Origin of the sequence: Mucilaginibacter oryzae (assembly GCF_003148845.1) — a bacterium.
GTDB lineage: Bacteria > Bacteroidota > Bacteroidia > Sphingobacteriales > Sphingobacteriaceae > Mucilaginibacter > Mucilaginibacter oryzae.
Map to the genome: position 1 here is coordinate 139,882 of NZ_QGHA01000005.1, position 16,514 is coordinate 156,395.

The 16,514-nt window shown below is 44.9% G+C and carries 17 protein-coding genes; 4 read left to right on the plus strand and 13 right to left on the minus strand.

The features are described 5' to 3' along the window. Positions 1-370: 370 nt before the first annotated feature. The 5 genes from LX99_RS14620 to LX99_RS14640 form a co-directional block, all read right to left on the minus strand. Positions 371-1,147 carry a 3-keto-disaccharide hydrolase gene (locus LX99_RS14620; RefSeq protein WP_109608562.1) on the minus strand — a complete coding sequence of 259 codons (777 nt, stop codon included), beginning with the start codon at positions 1,145-1,147 and terminating at the stop codon, positions 371-373. Between the two features lie 31 nt (positions 1,148-1,178). Next, positions 1,179-3,140, minus strand: a complete 1,962-nt coding sequence (locus LX99_RS14625; RefSeq protein ID WP_109608563.1) for a c-type cytochrome — start codon at positions 3,138-3,140, stop codon at positions 1,179-1,181. 12 nt (positions 3,141-3,152) lie between these two features. Then, positions 3,153-4,988, minus strand: coding sequence for a family 16 glycoside hydrolase (locus LX99_RS14630; protein ID WP_245927926.1), 1,836 nt, complete (start codon positions 4,986-4,988; stop codon positions 3,153-3,155). Positions 4,989-5,114: 126 nt separating this feature from the next. Continuing rightward, positions 5,115-5,330: a hypothetical protein gene (locus LX99_RS14635; RefSeq protein WP_109608564.1), complete on the minus strand. Its 216-nt coding sequence runs from the start codon at positions 5,328-5,330 to the stop codon at positions 5,115-5,117. Then, entirely contained in the window at positions 5,331-5,573 is a 243-nt protein-coding gene (locus tag LX99_RS14640) for a hypothetical protein (protein WP_146203131.1), read from the minus strand. It lies immediately after the preceding gene. Between the two features lie 128 nt (positions 5,574-5,701). Between LX99_RS14640 and LX99_RS14645 the strand changes: the two genes are divergently transcribed. Beyond that, a complete protein-coding gene (locus LX99_RS14645; protein ID WP_245927927.1) occupies positions 5,702-7,261 on the plus strand; it encodes a M20/M25/M40 family metallo-hydrolase in 1,560 nt (519 codons plus the stop codon). Positions 7,262-7,334: 73 nt separating this feature from the next. On the opposite strand, the gene LX99_RS14650 is transcribed toward LX99_RS14645, so the two are convergent. The 3 genes from LX99_RS14650 to msrA form a co-directional block, all read right to left on the minus strand. After that, a complete protein-coding gene (locus LX99_RS14650) occupies positions 7,335-8,363 on the minus strand; it encodes a class I fructose-bisphosphate aldolase (RefSeq protein ID WP_109608566.1) in 1,029 nt (342 codons plus the stop codon). 119 nt (positions 8,364-8,482) lie between these two features. Then, positions 8,483-9,001: a peptide-methionine (R)-S-oxide reductase MsrB gene (gene msrB / locus LX99_RS14655; RefSeq protein ID WP_109608567.1), complete on the minus strand. Its 519-nt coding sequence runs from the start codon at positions 8,999-9,001 to the stop codon at positions 8,483-8,485. Further along, complete coding sequence (gene msrA, locus LX99_RS14660) at positions 9,001-9,612, minus strand: peptide-methionine (S)-S-oxide reductase MsrA (protein WP_109608568.1); 612 nt, start codon at positions 9,610-9,612, stop codon at positions 9,001-9,003. Before msrA ends, msrB begins: the two co-directional genes overlap by 1 nt. 152 nt (positions 9,613-9,764) lie before the next feature. On the opposite strand from msrA, the gene LX99_RS14665 reads away from it, so the two are divergent. Continuing rightward, the gene (locus LX99_RS14665) at positions 9,765-10,319 is read left to right on the plus strand and encodes a DUF1543 domain-containing protein (RefSeq protein WP_109608569.1); all 555 of its coding nucleotides are present in this window, start codon (positions 9,765-9,767) and stop codon (positions 10,317-10,319) included. 88 nt (positions 10,320-10,407) lie between these two features. Further along, a complete protein-coding gene (locus LX99_RS14670; RefSeq protein ID WP_109608570.1) occupies positions 10,408-10,926 on the plus strand; it encodes a hypothetical protein in 519 nt (172 codons plus the stop codon). 150 nt (positions 10,927-11,076) lie between these two features. Here LX99_RS14670 and ligD read toward each other — a convergent pair whose 3' ends face one another. Next, on the minus strand, positions 11,077-13,806 hold the full coding sequence (ligD, locus tag LX99_RS14675) for a DNA ligase D (RefSeq protein ID WP_109608571.1): 2,730 nt from the start codon (positions 13,804-13,806) through the stop codon (positions 11,077-11,079). 12 nt (positions 13,807-13,818) lie between these two features. Continuing rightward, positions 13,819-13,995, minus strand: a complete 177-nt coding sequence (locus LX99_RS14680) for a DUF3606 domain-containing protein (RefSeq protein WP_022830944.1) — start codon at positions 13,993-13,995, stop codon at positions 13,819-13,821. Positions 13,996-14,449: 454 nt separating this feature from the next. On the opposite strand from LX99_RS14680, the gene LX99_RS26265 reads away from it, so the two are divergent. Continuing rightward, complete coding sequence (locus LX99_RS26265) at positions 14,450-14,581, plus strand: hypothetical protein (RefSeq protein ID WP_281270963.1); 132 nt, start codon at positions 14,450-14,452, stop codon at positions 14,579-14,581. Here LX99_RS26265 and LX99_RS14685 read toward each other — a convergent pair. The 3 genes from LX99_RS14685 to LX99_RS26385 all read right to left on the minus strand — a co-directional run bounded on the left by LX99_RS14685 (position 14,578) and on the right by LX99_RS26385 (position 16,489). After that, positions 14,578-14,841, minus strand: coding sequence for a hypothetical protein (locus LX99_RS14685; RefSeq protein WP_146203132.1), 264 nt, complete (start codon positions 14,839-14,841; stop codon positions 14,578-14,580). The two genes, LX99_RS26265 and LX99_RS14685, sit on opposite strands and share 4 nt — an antisense overlap. A gap of 349 nt (positions 14,842-15,190) precedes the next feature. Beyond that, positions 15,191-15,871, minus strand: a complete 681-nt coding sequence (locus tag LX99_RS26380) for an MFS transporter (protein ID WP_342769425.1) — start codon at positions 15,869-15,871, stop codon at positions 15,191-15,193. Between the two features lie 39 nt (positions 15,872-15,910). Beyond that, positions 15,911-16,489, minus strand: coding sequence for an MFS transporter (locus LX99_RS26385; protein WP_342769426.1), 579 nt, complete (start codon positions 16,487-16,489; stop codon positions 15,911-15,913). Positions 16,490-16,514: the final 25 nt, after the last annotated feature.

The following is a 16,514-nucleotide window of genomic DNA, read 5'->3' on the forward strand; positions in this document are numbered from 1 at the left end:
TTAAGGATATATTAATGCTTTAGAAAATACCCGGAACAAAAAATGCTACCGGTTAAGCCCGGCAGCATTAATTTCATTTACATAATGGTGTGAATTGTATTTGTCGCCTAACTCCCTTTCGTCCGCTCAGGGTCTCTCTAAGAGGACACTGAGATATTACCATTTAATTTGATAAAAATTCGTTTTGTATAGGTAATGCGTTAATTTTCGGCCCCTCAGGGTCTCTCTAAGAGGACCCTGAGATATTACCATTTAATTGGATAAAAATTCGTTTTTAGTTAATGTGTTAATTTAACCGATGCTTTGCCCTCAGGGTCCTCTTCGAGAAACCCTGGGGAACCGGAAGCTAAACACCAGAAACGAGAGAAGTTTATTTCCCCAACTCTCTCACCCAAATATTCCGGTAACTGATCGGCTCGCTTTTATCACCGTGCGCCTGCAGTTTAATAGGCGAAGCGCCATGTTTGCGATATTCGGGCTTGCCGATGTAAGGGGTATCCCCTATCAATGAAGTATTATTTTGAACCAGCACCCCGTTGTGAAGCACCGTAGCACGGGCGGCAGATTTTAAGGAACCATCCTCGTTAAACCGCGGAGCCGTCCAGATCACATCATAAGTTTGCCATTCGCCGGGTTTGCGGCAGGCGTTGGCCAGCGGAATGGCCTGTTTATATAAACTGCCTACCTGCCCGTTTACATAAGTTTTATTGTTGTAGTTATCTAACACCTGCAATTCGTAACCACCGGCTCCCCATGGCAGCGCGGCCAGGAAAATCCCGCTATTGCCCCGCGCCTGTCCGCTGCCGGTAATATTTGAAGGGATGCGGTACTCGATATGCAACTGAAAATCCATAAAACGGCGTTTGGTTTGAATATCACCCGCGGTTTTATCAACAGTGATGACTTGGTCATCAACCTTCCATTTATGACTGGAGGTACTATCGTTGGTAGCCACCCATTCGTCCAGGTTTTTACCATCAAATAAAATAATTGCATCCGAGGGGGCATCGCCCAACGCTTTTCCCGGCGTAACCACAGCAGGCACCGGCGACCAGATTTCGGTATCCTCGGGTTTGGCGGTTTGTTGCGCTAAGGTTGTTAAAGAACTGCCGGCCAGTAATGCGGCCAAAATAAGTTTGCGTTTCATTGTTCAAATTTAAATCAGGGTAAAACTTTGTTTATTTAGCCAGCGATTTGATCCATAAGGCAATTTTACGGGCTTCTTCCTTAGGCACCTGCGGCATTGGCGGCATAGGTGTTGAATAATCCGGCCAGTGCTCGGGCTTGGGGTTATGAATCAGCTGCACCAATTCGTTTACGCTGTATTTCCGTTTGGCCACATCAACATAAGCCGGACCAACCTGTCTTTTTGTTGCGTTATGGCACGAGAGGCAGGTATTTTTCAGTAATAAGGGTTGCACCTCGGCGTAAGTTGGGATGGCGTTAGGCGCCACAGCTTTAGCAGGAACAACTTTTTTTCCTGGCACAGCTTTCTTCACCGCTGTAGTTGCCGCGGTTTTGGCCGAATTAAAGGTACTCACCTCACTCATGGAAAGTTTTTGCCCTTCGGGGATATTGTTTAAAGTGTAGTAAGCCGTTGGATGTACCAGGTTAAAATAATTTTCCTTATCGCGGATAGCGCCAAGGGTAATGGTATGGATGTAATAACGGCGGAGATTATTAACTATCAGCCTCGCTTTTAAACCATCTGCAGATAATTTTACACCGGTAATCGGGCATTTTTCGGTATTAACCGGCGGGCTCCCGTAAACGCCATGATATTTGTAGATATAACTCTCTATCGAGTACGAAGCGAGATCTTCGGCAACCTTTTTATCAACCGGTTTGGTAAATTCTATCTCAAAGCCATCGGGCATGGCGCGGATGGTGCGCATCTCGAATGGTACTTTATTATTCCATACCAAACGCTGCAGGCCCATAGTGGCCTCCCCGGCAGATCCCCATCCGCGGTTGGTTTCTCCGGCAGCTAACGATCCGTCGGGCAGCCAGGCCAGCCTTACAATACCCGATTGAAAACCGCTCCTGAACGCCCAGGCAGCGCCCTGGTATTCGCCGTTTACTTTTTCCAGAAAAATCCTGTCTACCATGCTTTGCCCCTGGTCGCATACCAGCAATTGCCCTTCAAACGGACCAAAAGCGCCCTCCGGAATTTTAACAATTTCGGAATTGGAGATGCCCAAAATACCGTGAGGCAACCAAACGGCAGGTAACTGTAATTCCGGAATTTCCTTTTTGGCTTCAAATTCGGTTTTAAACTTTTCGTTTACAATATCCTGCGGTTTTACCGGCTGACCGTCTTTATCAAACTCAATACGAGGGTTATTTTTGGCGAAGAACTGTTCGGAAGTTAGCTTTAGCGGCGAGTTGGGTAAGCCCGTCCAGACCAAACTTGACGGATGCCCCATAAAAGCCCCTTTTTTAACCGGCATGATACTACCCGAGCCAACCCAATCGCCCTGGTTATCTGAATACCATAGTTCACCATCAATCATACTGATGCCGCAAGGCGAGCGGAAACCCGCCGCCCAGGGGGTAACGGTACCATCTTCCTTAATATTTAAAGCCCAGCCTCGCCATGGCACAAAGCTTTTGGGGTGCCACCAGTCATACGGAAAACCCAGATTAAGCGTAACGAAAAATGAACCATCGGGCGCTAATTTAGGCCCGAAGCTGTATTCGTGGTAATTACCGGATAACGGCCAGGCGTAAATGGTTTCAAAAACATCGGCCTTACCATCCATATTGGTATCAGCCAGTTTGGTAAGCTCGCCGCGCTGCACCACGTACAGGGCGCCGTCTTTCCAGGCAGCCCCTAATACTTCATGTAACCCCGATGCAAATTTCCTGAAAAATGGATGCCGCCCGGTGGGGTTCTCGACCATAAAAATATCACCCCGCCGGGTGGTAACCGCAAGTGTGCCATTGGGTAAGGTGCATAAACCGCCTACCTCCAATATGGTACCTTCGGGAGCCGGTATTTTCATGATCTTAAAAAAATCGTCTTCTTTGGGCGATTCGGCCTGGGCAAATGTATTTTGGGTACCGCTCAACAGCGCGGCGGTTATCAGCGTAAATAAAAACGTGCCTTTTCTTACTATTTGTTTTACTATTGTATTCATAACCAAGGCAGCTTAAAAAATAATGGAATAGGTTAATTTATTTTTAATGGGGACGATCAGCTCCTGTTTATCGCCCATCTGCCGGGTAATGGCTTTAGCACGGTCCGCTTCATCAAGCCGGATGTAATACGATTTATCATCGATGGCGTATAAACCATCACCAAGCGTTTCGATATTGCCCGAGGCTAAATGATAATACAAACCCTCCACCGGGTTTTGTAAAGTCACCTCCCGGTGGATGCCCTGTCCGCCCGGCATCACACTGCTGGCATCATTTACAACCGATCCGTAAACAATATATTTAAAAGCGGGCACATCATCAGCATTTAAAACGTAACCTTTAGGTTTAAAAGCGGTACCTGTGGTATCTAAAGCCCAAACCGCTTTTTCGTCGCTTAATTTTTCGATGGCCGGAACAGGTTTGCCAAGGTATTGCACCGAGCCGGCCGGGCGGGATGAACCGTCGCCCCTGTCATGCCACATCGGGGTAGCATCTAAAAAGCCGCCCCTCCATATCTGTACAATCATTCCCTTATCCAGGTCATAGGTATAATGCAACAACTCCGGGCTGCCTACGTTAACACCGTGAGTTACCCGGATGCCGCCTGGCAGATCAGAAAAGCTACGCACCACCGTGTTCGCCGCTGCATCGATCAGGATCGGATCCACCGGGTCATTGTTACTCACATTGGCATCGCTTAACAAATACTCGCGAATGCCCGGTCCTGAAACGGTTAAGCCCAAAGCGGGCCTTACCCATTCCACTGTTTTTAAATAGGATATTTCAAAAGAATGATTGCCCGGCTGTAACTGAACTTTGTTTTCGCCATAACCATCAGCCATCGCTATCACACTGCTGCCATCAATACCAAAAGCTCCTTTGCCACCAGGTACGTTTATTTTGAAAACGTACTCACCGGCATCTTTTACTTCGATATTGCCGGTGTACACCATGGTAAAATCGTTATTTAAACGGGCCTGGTTTGAAGACATGATGGTAGATGAGCCTTCCGCATCAGGCTTTTGTTTCTGCAAATCGCTTACGCTAAGGTTTGTTGCCTTATATACTTTATACTTCAAACCGGAAAGTGCAGGGTGAGGCTTATCGAACGCGGTGATTTTGATATTACGGAAAGCCACAGGCCCATGATCGCCCTGAATGCGCAACGGGCCGAGTGCCGCGTCCCGGGCATCGATGGCTCCCCGGGTTGGGCCCGCAAGTTCTACATTATCCTGTATCAGTACGCCGTTTAGCCAAACATAAAGCATCCTGGCATTGGCATTTTTTTGCCCGTTGGCATCAAAACGCGCTGCCTGGAACGAAATTTTGATATGCTGCCATAAACCTGGCGCCCTGCTGGCATTTTGCCTCGGGGCATGGCCGTCGTAACCTTGCTGCCCCTCGGGTTTGCTATCATCCCAACGTTCATAAATACCACCATTATCACCCGACTTAGGGTTTACCGTACCCCAGCTATCCAGCAACTGGATTTCATACCGGCCCTGTAAATAGATGCCCGAGTTTGAGCCTTTGGCCATCATGTAATCCAGCTCCAGATCCATATCCCCATAAGTGGTTTTGCTAAACAGATCTTTAGCGCCTTTTTTACCGGGCTGGTTTACCAGGATACCAGCGCCATCTTTAGTGGTTAACACTTCCTGTTGGGCAAGGTCGGCCTGCACGTTGGATGCCGTTTTCCAGTTGGGGGACGGGTTATCAAAAAAAGAAAGGTCACGGAGAGGCACCTGTGTTTGCGCCATCAGGTTTTGAAAGCCCAGGGTGCATACCAGTGCCATCCAAAACTTTTTGCCGCGAAAAAGCTTAGCTGACGGATTAATACAACGCATTGCTATTGATTATAATATGGTTTATTAGTTAGGGACGATCAGACATCATCACCAATTTATTGCCTGCAATATAATCATTTACCGCAATCGATTGTTAAAATTAATCAAGAACCCGTATCAATGGCATTACGGCTTCCACTCTTTTAAACTTTCATCCGGCTGGCCTCCGTAAAGTTTCCGGGTAAGGGTGTCAATATAAACCCAGCTATCAGAAACAAATACAGCGATTTCATCATCGATGTTGTCGTGGCCAACGTTATAAATAAAGTATTTTGATTTGCCCCGCTGCCGTATGCTGTCAAACAGCCATTGTTCATTTATCGAGGTATCAGCTACAGACATTTACACTAATTCATTGCCCGAATTCTTGACATATGCCGTTAACAGCGAATCTATCCAGCCATGATCCGGCGGTGTATCAGGATAATCAATTTTTTCATTTTCGGCTTCCTGTACATACTTCGGGGAATCTGGTTTTTGCTTAGCGCTAATAGTGTCTGCTTTCTTTGTAACAACAACTTTTGGTTGTTGATTACAACTCAGCGCCAGCAATGATATCCCTACAGGCAACAAATGGGTTTTCATGATAAGGCAATCGGTTTTAAAGGCCCCAAAGTAATCACTTATCAGGAACAATGCAATAATTATGTTACTTATAGCTATCAACAGGGATAAATAAGCTACAAAATGCACTTTTTATTACCTTAGGCTTTATGAAACAATTTTACGCTCCTACCTGCAGCCTTGTCAGCAAGGCAAGGCCGTTTGTTTTAGGCATGTTGCTTTGCGGCAGCATAGCCTCGGCCCAATCCAACAACCCGGTTATTAACAATATCATGAATGAAGAAACCGGCAATTCGCAACTTGAAAAGCTGGCTCATGAACTTTTTGACGGTATTGGCCCGCGTTTGGTAGGCACTCCGCAAATGAAACAGGCCAACGACTGGGCCGTGGCCAAATACAAAAGCTGGGATATTGAGGCCAAAAACGAAAAATGGGGCGAATGGCGCGGCTGGGAACGCGGCGTATCGCATATTGATATGGTATCGCCGAGGGTAAAATCGCTGGAAGGTACGCAACTGGCCTGGAGCCCGGGTATGAGCAAAAAAACTGCCACAGCCGAAATTGTGATCCTGCCGGATGTGGCCGATTCTGTTGCATTTCAGCAATGGCTGCCCAATATAAAAGGTAAGTTTGTAATGATCTCCATGTGCCAGCCAACGGGCAGGCCTGATTATAACTGGCAGGAGTTTGCCTTGAAAGAATCGTTTGATAAAATGAAAGCTGAGCGCTCCGCTCAAACGGATGCATGGAAAAAACGGATCACTAAAACGGGCTTTACCACACGTACATTGCCGGTAGCGCTGGAAAATGCAGGTGCCGTTGGCATTTTAACCAATAACTGGTCGGCTGGCTTTGGGGTTGACAAGATCTTTTCGGCATATACTAAAAAAGTTCCTACTGTGGACATCGCTTTAGAGGATTACGGCATGCTGTACCGCCTGGTTGAAAACGGCGATAAACCGGTAATCAGCATACACTGCGAATCAAAAGAATTGGGTGTTGTACCAACCTTTAACACCATTGCCGAGATAAAAGGTTCTGAAAAACCTAATGAATATGTAATGCTGAGCGCCCACTTCGATTCGTGGGATGGCGGTACCGGCGCTACGGACAATGGTACAGGTACGCTGACCATGATGGAGGCGATGCGTTTATTGAAAAAGTTTTACCCGCACCCAAAACGCACCATTTTGGTTGGCCATTGGGGCAGTGAAGAAGAAGGCCTGAACGGCTCGCGCGCGTTTGTTGAAGATCATCCTGAAATTGTTGCAAACCTGCAGGCCTTGTTTAACCAGGATAATGGTACAGGCCGCGTGGTTAACTTGACAGGGCAAGGCTTTGTGGAGGCTAAGGATTATTTAACCCGTTGGTTGAGTGCTGTACCTGATACTATAAAAAACAGGATTAAAACCGTATTTCCGGGCCAACCGGGTGGCGGCGGATCAGACTTTGCTTCGTTTGTGGCCGTGGGCGCACCGGGCTTTTCTTTAAGCTCGCTCAACTGGTCGTACGGATCGTACACCTGGCATACCAACCGGGATACCTATGATAAGGTGGTGTTTGATGATTTGAAAAACAACGCCATTTTAGCGGCCATTTTAGCTTATATGGCAAGTGAGGATCCTGCTAAAACGGTGAATACCAAAACTGAAGGCATTAAGTGGCCTGCTCAGGTAAAAGCTACGCGACGCGGCGGACTGGACAAGTAAACAGTCAATGCCAGTACCATAACAGTTACCTGTAATAAAATAATAAGCCGCCCAAACAAGGCGGCTTATCGTTTTAAATCTCTTGTTGCTCCAGCTCGGCTGTATATTTCCCTTCGCGCGCGAGGGTATTGATGTGCGCCCGCTCATATAAAAGGCGCTGAGCTTCGGCAATATTTTCGTCCCTTCCACCCCATTTCTCCAAACAAGGTTGCTGAACCGCCCTTGAATACGAAAAAGTTAGCGCCCATGGCATTTTATCTTTAAAACGTACGTGCATGGCGTTCAGCCTTTCAGAGGCCAGTTCAGGCGACTGTCCGCCGGATAAAAAGGCGATACCCGGTACTGAAGCGGGTACGCACCTTAAAAAACAATTGATGGTGGCGTCTGCCACGGCATCCGCGTTATCCTGCTGTGGCGATTGCAGACCGGGCACAATCATATTGGGTTTTAATATCATGCCCTCAAAACTCACCCTTTGCTGATAAAGTTGGTTGAATACCGTGTGCAACACCTCGGTAGTAACTTCCGCACAGGTTTTAAGCGAATGGTTGCCATCCATCAACACCTCCGGCTCAACAATGGGCACCATGCCAATTTCCTGGCAAATAATAGCATAGCGGGCCAGTAAAAAAGCGTTGGCTTTAATGTTGCCGCTGGTAGGCGTATTATTACCAATGGTGATCACCGCACGCCATTTGGCAAAACGGGCGCCTAACGCGTAGTATTCGGTAAGGCGTTTATGTAAATTATCAAGCCCTTCGGTTATCTTCTCGTCCGGAAAGCCGTCCATATCTATCGCTCCTTCATCTACCTTTATACCGGGTACAATACCTTTTTCTTTCAGTGTCTCAATAAATAACTTACCGTCGGCTGTACTTTGCCTGATGGTTTCATCAAACAAAATAGCCCCGCTTATAGCTTCTTCCAACCTGGGCGTGGTCACGATCAGCTCCCGGTATTTACGGCGGTACTCTTCGGTTTGCGGAATATCAAGCGCCTGGAAACGCTTGTTACAGGTTGATGTACTTTCGTCCATCGCCAAAAGGCCTTTGTTGCCGGCCATCAGTTGCTTCGCTATATTTTTCAGGCTTTGCAGTTCCATAGGTGGTGGTATTAATGAGTGAACAACGCAAGTTAAGCACACTTGTTTCAGTACTTAAAAAACAAAAGCCACATTTACTTAAATGTGACTTTTATGATACCATTATGGTACGTTAACGCTTATTTGGCAAAGCCATCGGGCACAAAATCAAGCGACACGGAATTCATGCAAAAACGTTTATAGGTTGGCGGCGGACCGTCATCAAATATATGCCCCAGATGCGAATCGCAACGGGCGCAAAGCACCTCGGTACGGCTCATCCCGTATGAGTTGTCCTGTTTATAAATCACGCTGTTTTTACGCACCGGCTCGAAAAAGCTTGGCCAGCCGCAATCGCTGGCAAATTTGGCATCCGATCGGAACAGTTTATTACCGCATACGGCACAGTAGTAAGTGCCCCTGGTTGTTTTATCCCAATATTGCCCGGTAAAGGCACGTTCGGTAGCCACCTCCCTCGCGGTGGCATATAACGCCGGCGACAGTATCTTTTTCCATTCGGCGTTTGATACGTTTAAATGCCGGGTATCTGTAGTGGAATAATACGGGTTGTTTTCATGGCCTTTTTCAGTTTTCAGTTGCTGCGCGAAGGCACCGCTATAGCAGAGCAATAAAGCCGCTAATACATATATCCCTTTCATTATTGCTTCAGTTTATTTTTAAATACTTTTTTAAATTTCTCTAACTCCGGCTGGATCACGTATTTACAATACGGCTGTTCGCCGTTTTGGTTAAAATAGTTTTGATGGTAATCTTCGGCTTTATAAAAAGCTTTGTAAGGTACCACCTGGGTTACTATCGGGTTTTTATAAGCCTTTTCGGCATTCAGCTTGCTGATATAATACTGCGCTTTTTGTTTTTGCGCGTTGTTATGGTAAAATATGGCCGAGCGGTATTGCGTGCCTACATCATTACCCTGCCTGTTTAGTTGGGTAGGATCATGCGCAACAAAAAAAGCGGCGAGCAATTCATCATACGAGATGATTGCCGGATCATAAATAATATTACAAGCCTCGGCATGACCGGTGGTACCGGTGCAAACCAGTTCGTATGAAGGGTTGGCCACATGCCCCCCGGAAAAGCCGGAAATAACCTTCTCTACACCCTTTAACTGCTGAAACTTAGCCTCGGTGCACCAGAAACAACCGGTAGCAAAAGTGGCCGTATCCAAAACCTTTTTTGGCGGGGCCGATGCAAACGAATTAACAACGACCGCCGATAGCACGATCACTAAACAAATTATCTTTTTCATTTATGGTTTTATTTATCAATACCAGATGTATTCAGGATAACTAACGTAAAAAAATGCATGGGGAGATGAACAAAGTTATCAATTTACAGCAATGTGATAGTTGGTTGACAAAAGGCTTTGTTTAAGGTTGAGGCATGTAATACCTTTAGCTGATGGAGAATCTGAAACTATTTATGCTGATGCTGGGCTGCAAACCGCCGGGCCGACATACCGAACAACACGATATTTTCTTCGGGATAGCGGCAAGCCTCCGCGACCTGGTACCACAGATTCATTCCTTTTGGCCCGGGCCGCAGAAAATCCATATTGATGCCTGGCGCGAGGTTAATAAAGTTGACGGGTATGAGGTAAATATCGTACCCCGCGATAATGATATTGGTCAGACCAACAAGCTTTTTTTCATTAATTTAGGCGGCTACCAGCCCAACAGGTTTGAAGAGCAGCACCACATAGTACTTACCGTACAGCAAGATTTTGCTTCGGCATCTAAAGCGGCCAAAGCAACTCACTTTTTTAAGCACAATCATTTTGCCGGTGCCAACGCGCACATCGACGACAAATACGGGGTTGATGTGGATGATATTTACCTGGTGGAAGATATTCTCAGTCCCTCGCAAAAAGAAAGCTTCCGCATTGCGCTTGTTCCAAATAGTAATTTACCCGAAGACGCTATAAACCTCGGTTATTTTAAACTGGATAGATTGTAAAAGAACTTTGTGTAAACAACAATAACTGAAACATTTTATGGTTTTAATAATTGTAACTACATCAGTTAACCATTAAACCATACCGGTTATGAAACATGCATTCATTTTTGGGACAACCATATTTTTAAGCGAAAACAACACGCTTAATTACAGCGATGGGCTCACTCATATTGAATTTTTAAAGATTTTATCATTTCATGATGAGAGCAAAAACCGCGTACTCACCATCGATGCTCATATTACAAGTAAGGCAGGTAACGAGATCAAAATATCGGCCAATAATAATATCAACGGCGCCAATATCAGGACGGATGTCTCTGCCGGACGAATAAAAGTGTTTGAGCCTGACAATGATGAACCCGTGCTGGACATTTACCAGCTTAACTCACATGAATACCATGGTTTATCAAGCCATATATTAAACGAGATCCATGCGCAGCACCCGGACCATGTAGTTTCCGTTAAAGGTAATTTTACCGTGAACGATGCCCACTTCCTGATTGAGAACGAAAAAATGTTTATTGATCAGAATGGTTATGCCAATGGCGTAGTAAACGCGCATCATGGTGTTATTTTATCCGCTGCTGATATTGATCTGACTTCATAATTCAATCAGCAAACAGAAAGAAACATCAATGATCCTCATACCGGGTTTATCGCGGCATTACTCGATCAATTAACCTATTGGTTAAAGTAGGATTCCGTAACAAATCCGGCATGATATTACGGCTTTTAATCCTGACAGGTCGCTGTGTTATTAAAAAATACCCTTCGCTTTTTTAAGCGTTTTTTCCAGATCTATCCCATCACCTAAAACGCCTTTAAACAGATCGCCTGTTTCCTTAAGGCGATCAATCGAGTTAAAAATGGTAAAGTCGTTCATGGTAAGGCCCGGCTTTACCTCATCCCAATGCAGGGGCATCGAAACTGTAGCGCCGGGTTTTGGTCTTAATGAATACGGACCGGCAATGGTAGCGCCGGGACGGTTCTGCAGAAAGTCGAGATACATTTTGCCTTTACGGTTGGCTATCATACGTTCCAGGCTGGTATAATCCGGTATTTGTTTATGTACGATATTAACGATCAGGCGTGCAAACATCTGCGATTGTTCATAATCATATTGAGCGCCCAGCGGGATGTAAATATGCATCCCTGTTGAGCCGGAAGTTTTGCAGCAGGACGGCACATCGATGGCATCCAATACCTTTTTCACTTCCCTCGCCGCCTCAATTACCTGGTCGAACGTATTTTTATCAGGGTCAAGATCAATCACGCAATAATCCGGGTTATCCGGAGATTGTACGCGGCTAAACCACGGGTTCATTTCAATACAGCCTAAAGAAGCCATCCAAAGCAGGTATGATTCGTCTGATCCTACCAGGTACTTCTTATGCTCGCCATCGCTTGTTGTGTAAGGAAAAGTTTTGGTGATCCAATCGGGCGCCTTGCCTTTCACATCTTTTTGGTAAAAGCTTGAGCCATGAATGCCATTCGGAAAGCGATTGAGCGACATCGGCCTGTCTTTCAAATAAGGCAAAATATATTCTGCTACCTGGTAGTAGTAATTGAACATATCACGCTTGGTAACCTGATCTTCGGGCCAGTAAACTTTACTTAAGTGGGTAAATTTCAGTTCATGGCCGCATATTTTTCTAACCTGGGTTTCGTCTTTGGGGTTGAGTAGTGTTTTGCGGTCGGTATCCTTCACCGGTTTAATGACCTTGGTGTGCTTATTCTTATTTTCGGCTTCGGTTTTCTCCACGGTTTCGGTGGTAGGTTTTGGGGTTTCCAATATTACGTCTTTGGCATTTTTGTCGGTGCGCAAGCCTTTAAACGAGGCCTGCCTGAATACACCGTCGCTTGTTACCTCGGCAAAGGCTACCTCAGCCACCAATTCGGGTTTAAGCCAGGTTGGTTTCGCCCCCATTCGCTGCGGCCTGAAACGTGAAGGTTTGTCTACATCAGGCTCAATATCAAATGGACTTTTATCGGTAATGAGGGGTTTAAAAGCTACCATCATTTCCTTTTGTAACTTATCCGAAAAGCCGGTGCCAACCTTGCCTACGTACTGCAGTTTGCCCTTGTCGTTATACAGAGCAAGTATCAGCGCGCTGAAAGCTTTTGAAGTACCGGCGTTTTTGGTAAAACCGGCTATGATCACCTCCTGTCTGCGGTGAACTTTAATTTTCAACCATTCTTTAGAGCGGAGATCGGACGTGTAAAAGCTGCTTGCTTTTTTAGCAATGATCCCTTCCAGGCCTATCTTTTCAGCAGCGTTAAAAAACTCGATACCATTGGCGTTAAATGCTTCGCTCTGGCGAACACGGTCGTCGGAAGTTGGCAATACTTTTTTTAATATTGCCTGGCGTTGCTTTAAGGGTAACCCGGTAAGATTTTTGCCTTCGTACCAAAGGATGTCAAAAACATAATACACAAGGTTACCATCTGCCTCGCTCCGCCAATTTTGCAAAGCTCCGAAATCAGAAATCCCTTTATTATTCAGCACCAATATTTCTCCGTCAATCACCGCGTTAAGCTTCCAGCCTTTCAATATTTTATTAATAGGATAATACTTATCAAAAGGGAGGTTATTACGCGAAATGAGCTCAGCGTTGTCCTGATCATCAATAATGGCGATGGCCCTGTATCCATCCCATTTTATTTCATAAACCCAATCCGGATCGTCAAAAGGTTCATCAACCAACGTAGCCTTCATCGGTTTAATATTGCGGGGTACCTTACCTTTGGGCGCTTTTTTTATTAACGCCTCCACATCAAAGCTTTCCTGCTCATCGGTATCTACATTTGCAGATAGTTTTTCAACAGGTTCGGCAAGCGCTTTTGCTTTGGCCGATGATTTTCCGGGTTTTTCTATCTCTTCCTCGTGGCCATGCTGCCAAACTTTTTCGCTGGTTTTCTCCATCTTTTCGATGGTTTTGCCCGAAAGAACGGATTTATCTTTTTTGGTGATATCGTTTTCTGATGCGAACTCATCTTTATGCTTAATAAGCAGCCAGCCGTTTTCGCCCATGCCATGGGTTTTCACCAGGGCATACTCGCCCTCCAGTTTTTCGCCATGAAGTTTAATTTTGAGCGAGCCTGATTCGAGTTGTTTAAGCAGGTGTTTTTCCTGCGCTTTTTTACCTTTAATTTCTTCAATAGGCTCATAAGTGCCTTCATCCCAAACTATCACCGTACCGCCGCCGTACTCACCTTCGGGTATAATGCCTTCAAAGTTGCGGTAATCAAATGGATGGTCTTCAACCATCACGGCCAGGCGCTTGGTTTTAGGATCGGTAGAAGGGCCTTTAGGTATAGCCCAGCTTTTAAGTACGCCATCCATCTCAAGCCGGAAATCGTAATGAAGCCGGGAGGCATTGTGCTTCTGCACAACAAACATCAGGTGGTTTTTATCCTTGCTCCTCCCCGCTTTCGGTTCCTCAGTTTTGCTAAAATCCCGTTTTTCTACATATTTATCCAGGCTCATAAAACAGGTGTTTTATTTGTTACTTAAAAACTTGGCTACCGCAGCTGTAGAATTACCTACCGCCCTAACCGCTGTTTTCAGCCTTTCGGGGCGCACACCAAATTTGTTCGCCCAATATTCAACCTCATAGTTTTCGCTGGTGTTGATAAGGTTACCGTTAGTCCAGGAGATTTTGTTGGTATTTTCCATACTTATATTTATGATTGGTAAATACATTAACCAATAAAACCTATTTATGGTTTTAGTATTAGTTAATTAAAATCACTAATAAAAGAAGGCACCTTACTCCCAGCCATCATCGTTTTGCCCCGCGTAATTTGGAATCATGATGTAGATCAATACCGCGAGGCAGCCCAGCAGTATAACACGCGTAAATAAAAAAATGCACATTTCCATAGTGGTAGCTTTTAAATGTTTTAGCTTTTACTACTAACGTATACAGGCTTTATGCCATATACTTAATACGTTGTTTAACAAAACTTTAACTAAAACAAATCGAACACCAGGTTACTATATATCGGCGATTTACTAAAACGCGCATGGAATTTCGCAACGTAAACTATTCAAAACCAGACAACAAGCAACCTACCACTGCTAAACATCCGGCTGGTAACTGGCATAAGTAATTTGGATTCGCAGATTAGTGGAAAACACGCCCCTGTCCTGCCACATCAAAACAGATTATAACAGATTGATGCAATACAACCAGGGTAGTCATATCCGCAATGTAAACCAACAACTATACTGGAAAACGACGATGGGGGCCAAAACCTAATTGGGCAAATAGTTTGGGCAAACATCTTCAACCACCAACAGCCCTTTAGCGCCATCCATGGTTTCGATAGTGTGGATGTATTTATAGGTTTTGGTAAGCTGATCAAAACCCTGGTGAATCACCTTGATATCAAGATCAGTGATCGGAAAATCTTCGCTGTTTTGCAGGCAGCGGAGGCGCTGGCTATTTAACTGCAAAAAATCGTCTGTATAGCCCTTTCCATGCAGATCTATTACCCATTTGGTTAATGTACGATTCATTTTTTTGCAGGTTTTTAAGCTTTTCATGACGCTGATTTTTAAGTTATTAACACAAAAACTATCAATTAGTTTATAAAGGCTACCAACTAATTTGATGATAAACGCTGTTCATTCTGTCACTTTAGCATCAATTATCAAACCAAAATTGCAAAACACTAACTTTCAATAGCTTAAATAGAAATTAACAATAAATTTATAACTATATTTCAGGATATCAACATTAAAAAAACGAAATATAGCTGATCATAATCCATTATTTAACAAGCACATACAACCCACACAACGCAAAACAGCCGGTCAATTGTTGTTTGACCGGCTGTTTTACGTGTTATATATTTATTGGTTACACTCAGTTTTTGGCAACTGCCGTTTTACCGGCTTTGTAACCCAGTGTTGAGAAATAAAGGATAAAAAGGTATATGGGTATCAGCATGATATAGGCTGATTGCGCCGAGAATTTTTCTGAGAAGTAATCGTATAACGGCGGCAGCACAGCACCACCTGCAATACCCATTACCAGCAATGACGAAGCTATTTTGGTAAACCTGCCCAAACCGGCCAATGCCAGCGGCCAGATAGCAGGCCACATTAACGGATTGGCAAGGCCTAACAAAGCGATACAAAATACCGAGGCGTAACCGTGAGTTAGTAAAGTAGCGATGGTTAAAACAACACCCAATATTGCCGAAGCAATCAGCGCTTTTTGCTGCGTGATAATTTTAGGGATACAGAAAACCCCAAACAAATAGCCAACTATCATAGATACGAGGGTACACGATGTAAAAAACCTAGCGGTTAACAGAGGGATATGCTGAGACGTGCCATAAAGTGAAATGGAGTCGCCGGCTATAACTTTGGCGCCAACGTATACAAACAGCGTGGCCACGCCAAGCATCAGGTGCGGGAACTGCACAATACTTGTTTTGTTGGTATTGGCCGCGGCAAAGGTTTCATCTTCATGCTCGGTATTGATTTCGGGTAGTGAAGAAAAATAAATCAGAACGGCCAGTAACACTAAAAACACAACCATAATGCCGTAAGGAAGTATTACCCTTGATGCCAGTTGGTTTTATTCGAGCGTTTTTTCTGTGGCATTCAGTGTTTTCAGCTTATCGGTTATCGCGTCAATATTGTCAAGTACCACAGTACCTAAAATTACCGGGGCTAAGGCGCCTGCAACTTTGTTACAGATGCCCATTATACTGATTCGTTTGGCGGCGGTTTCGGCAGGGCCTAAAATGGTAATATAGGGGTTTGATGCCGTTTGTAATACCGTTAGCCCTGTTCCCTGCACAAATAAACCTATTAAAAATATGCTGTAGGTACGCGTTACCGCTGCGGGGATAAATATAAGCGCGCCTATGGCCATTACAAACGGGCCGATGGCCATTCCGTTTTTAAAACCGAATTTTTTGATGGTTTTACCTGCCGGAATACCCATCACCACGTAGGCGATGTAAAAAGCGGTGGTTACAAAATAGGCTTCCTTGGTAGTGAGCTCGCAGGCTATCTTTAAGTAAGGAATAAGGGTTCCGTTCATCCAGGTTACAAAACCGAAAATGAAAAATAACGCCCCGATAATTACTATCGGGTTTATCGCCGATTTTTTTACCGGCGAATCAATAACTGAACTTGCTGTTTGGGCCATAGTATATAGTTTAATTAGGGGATTA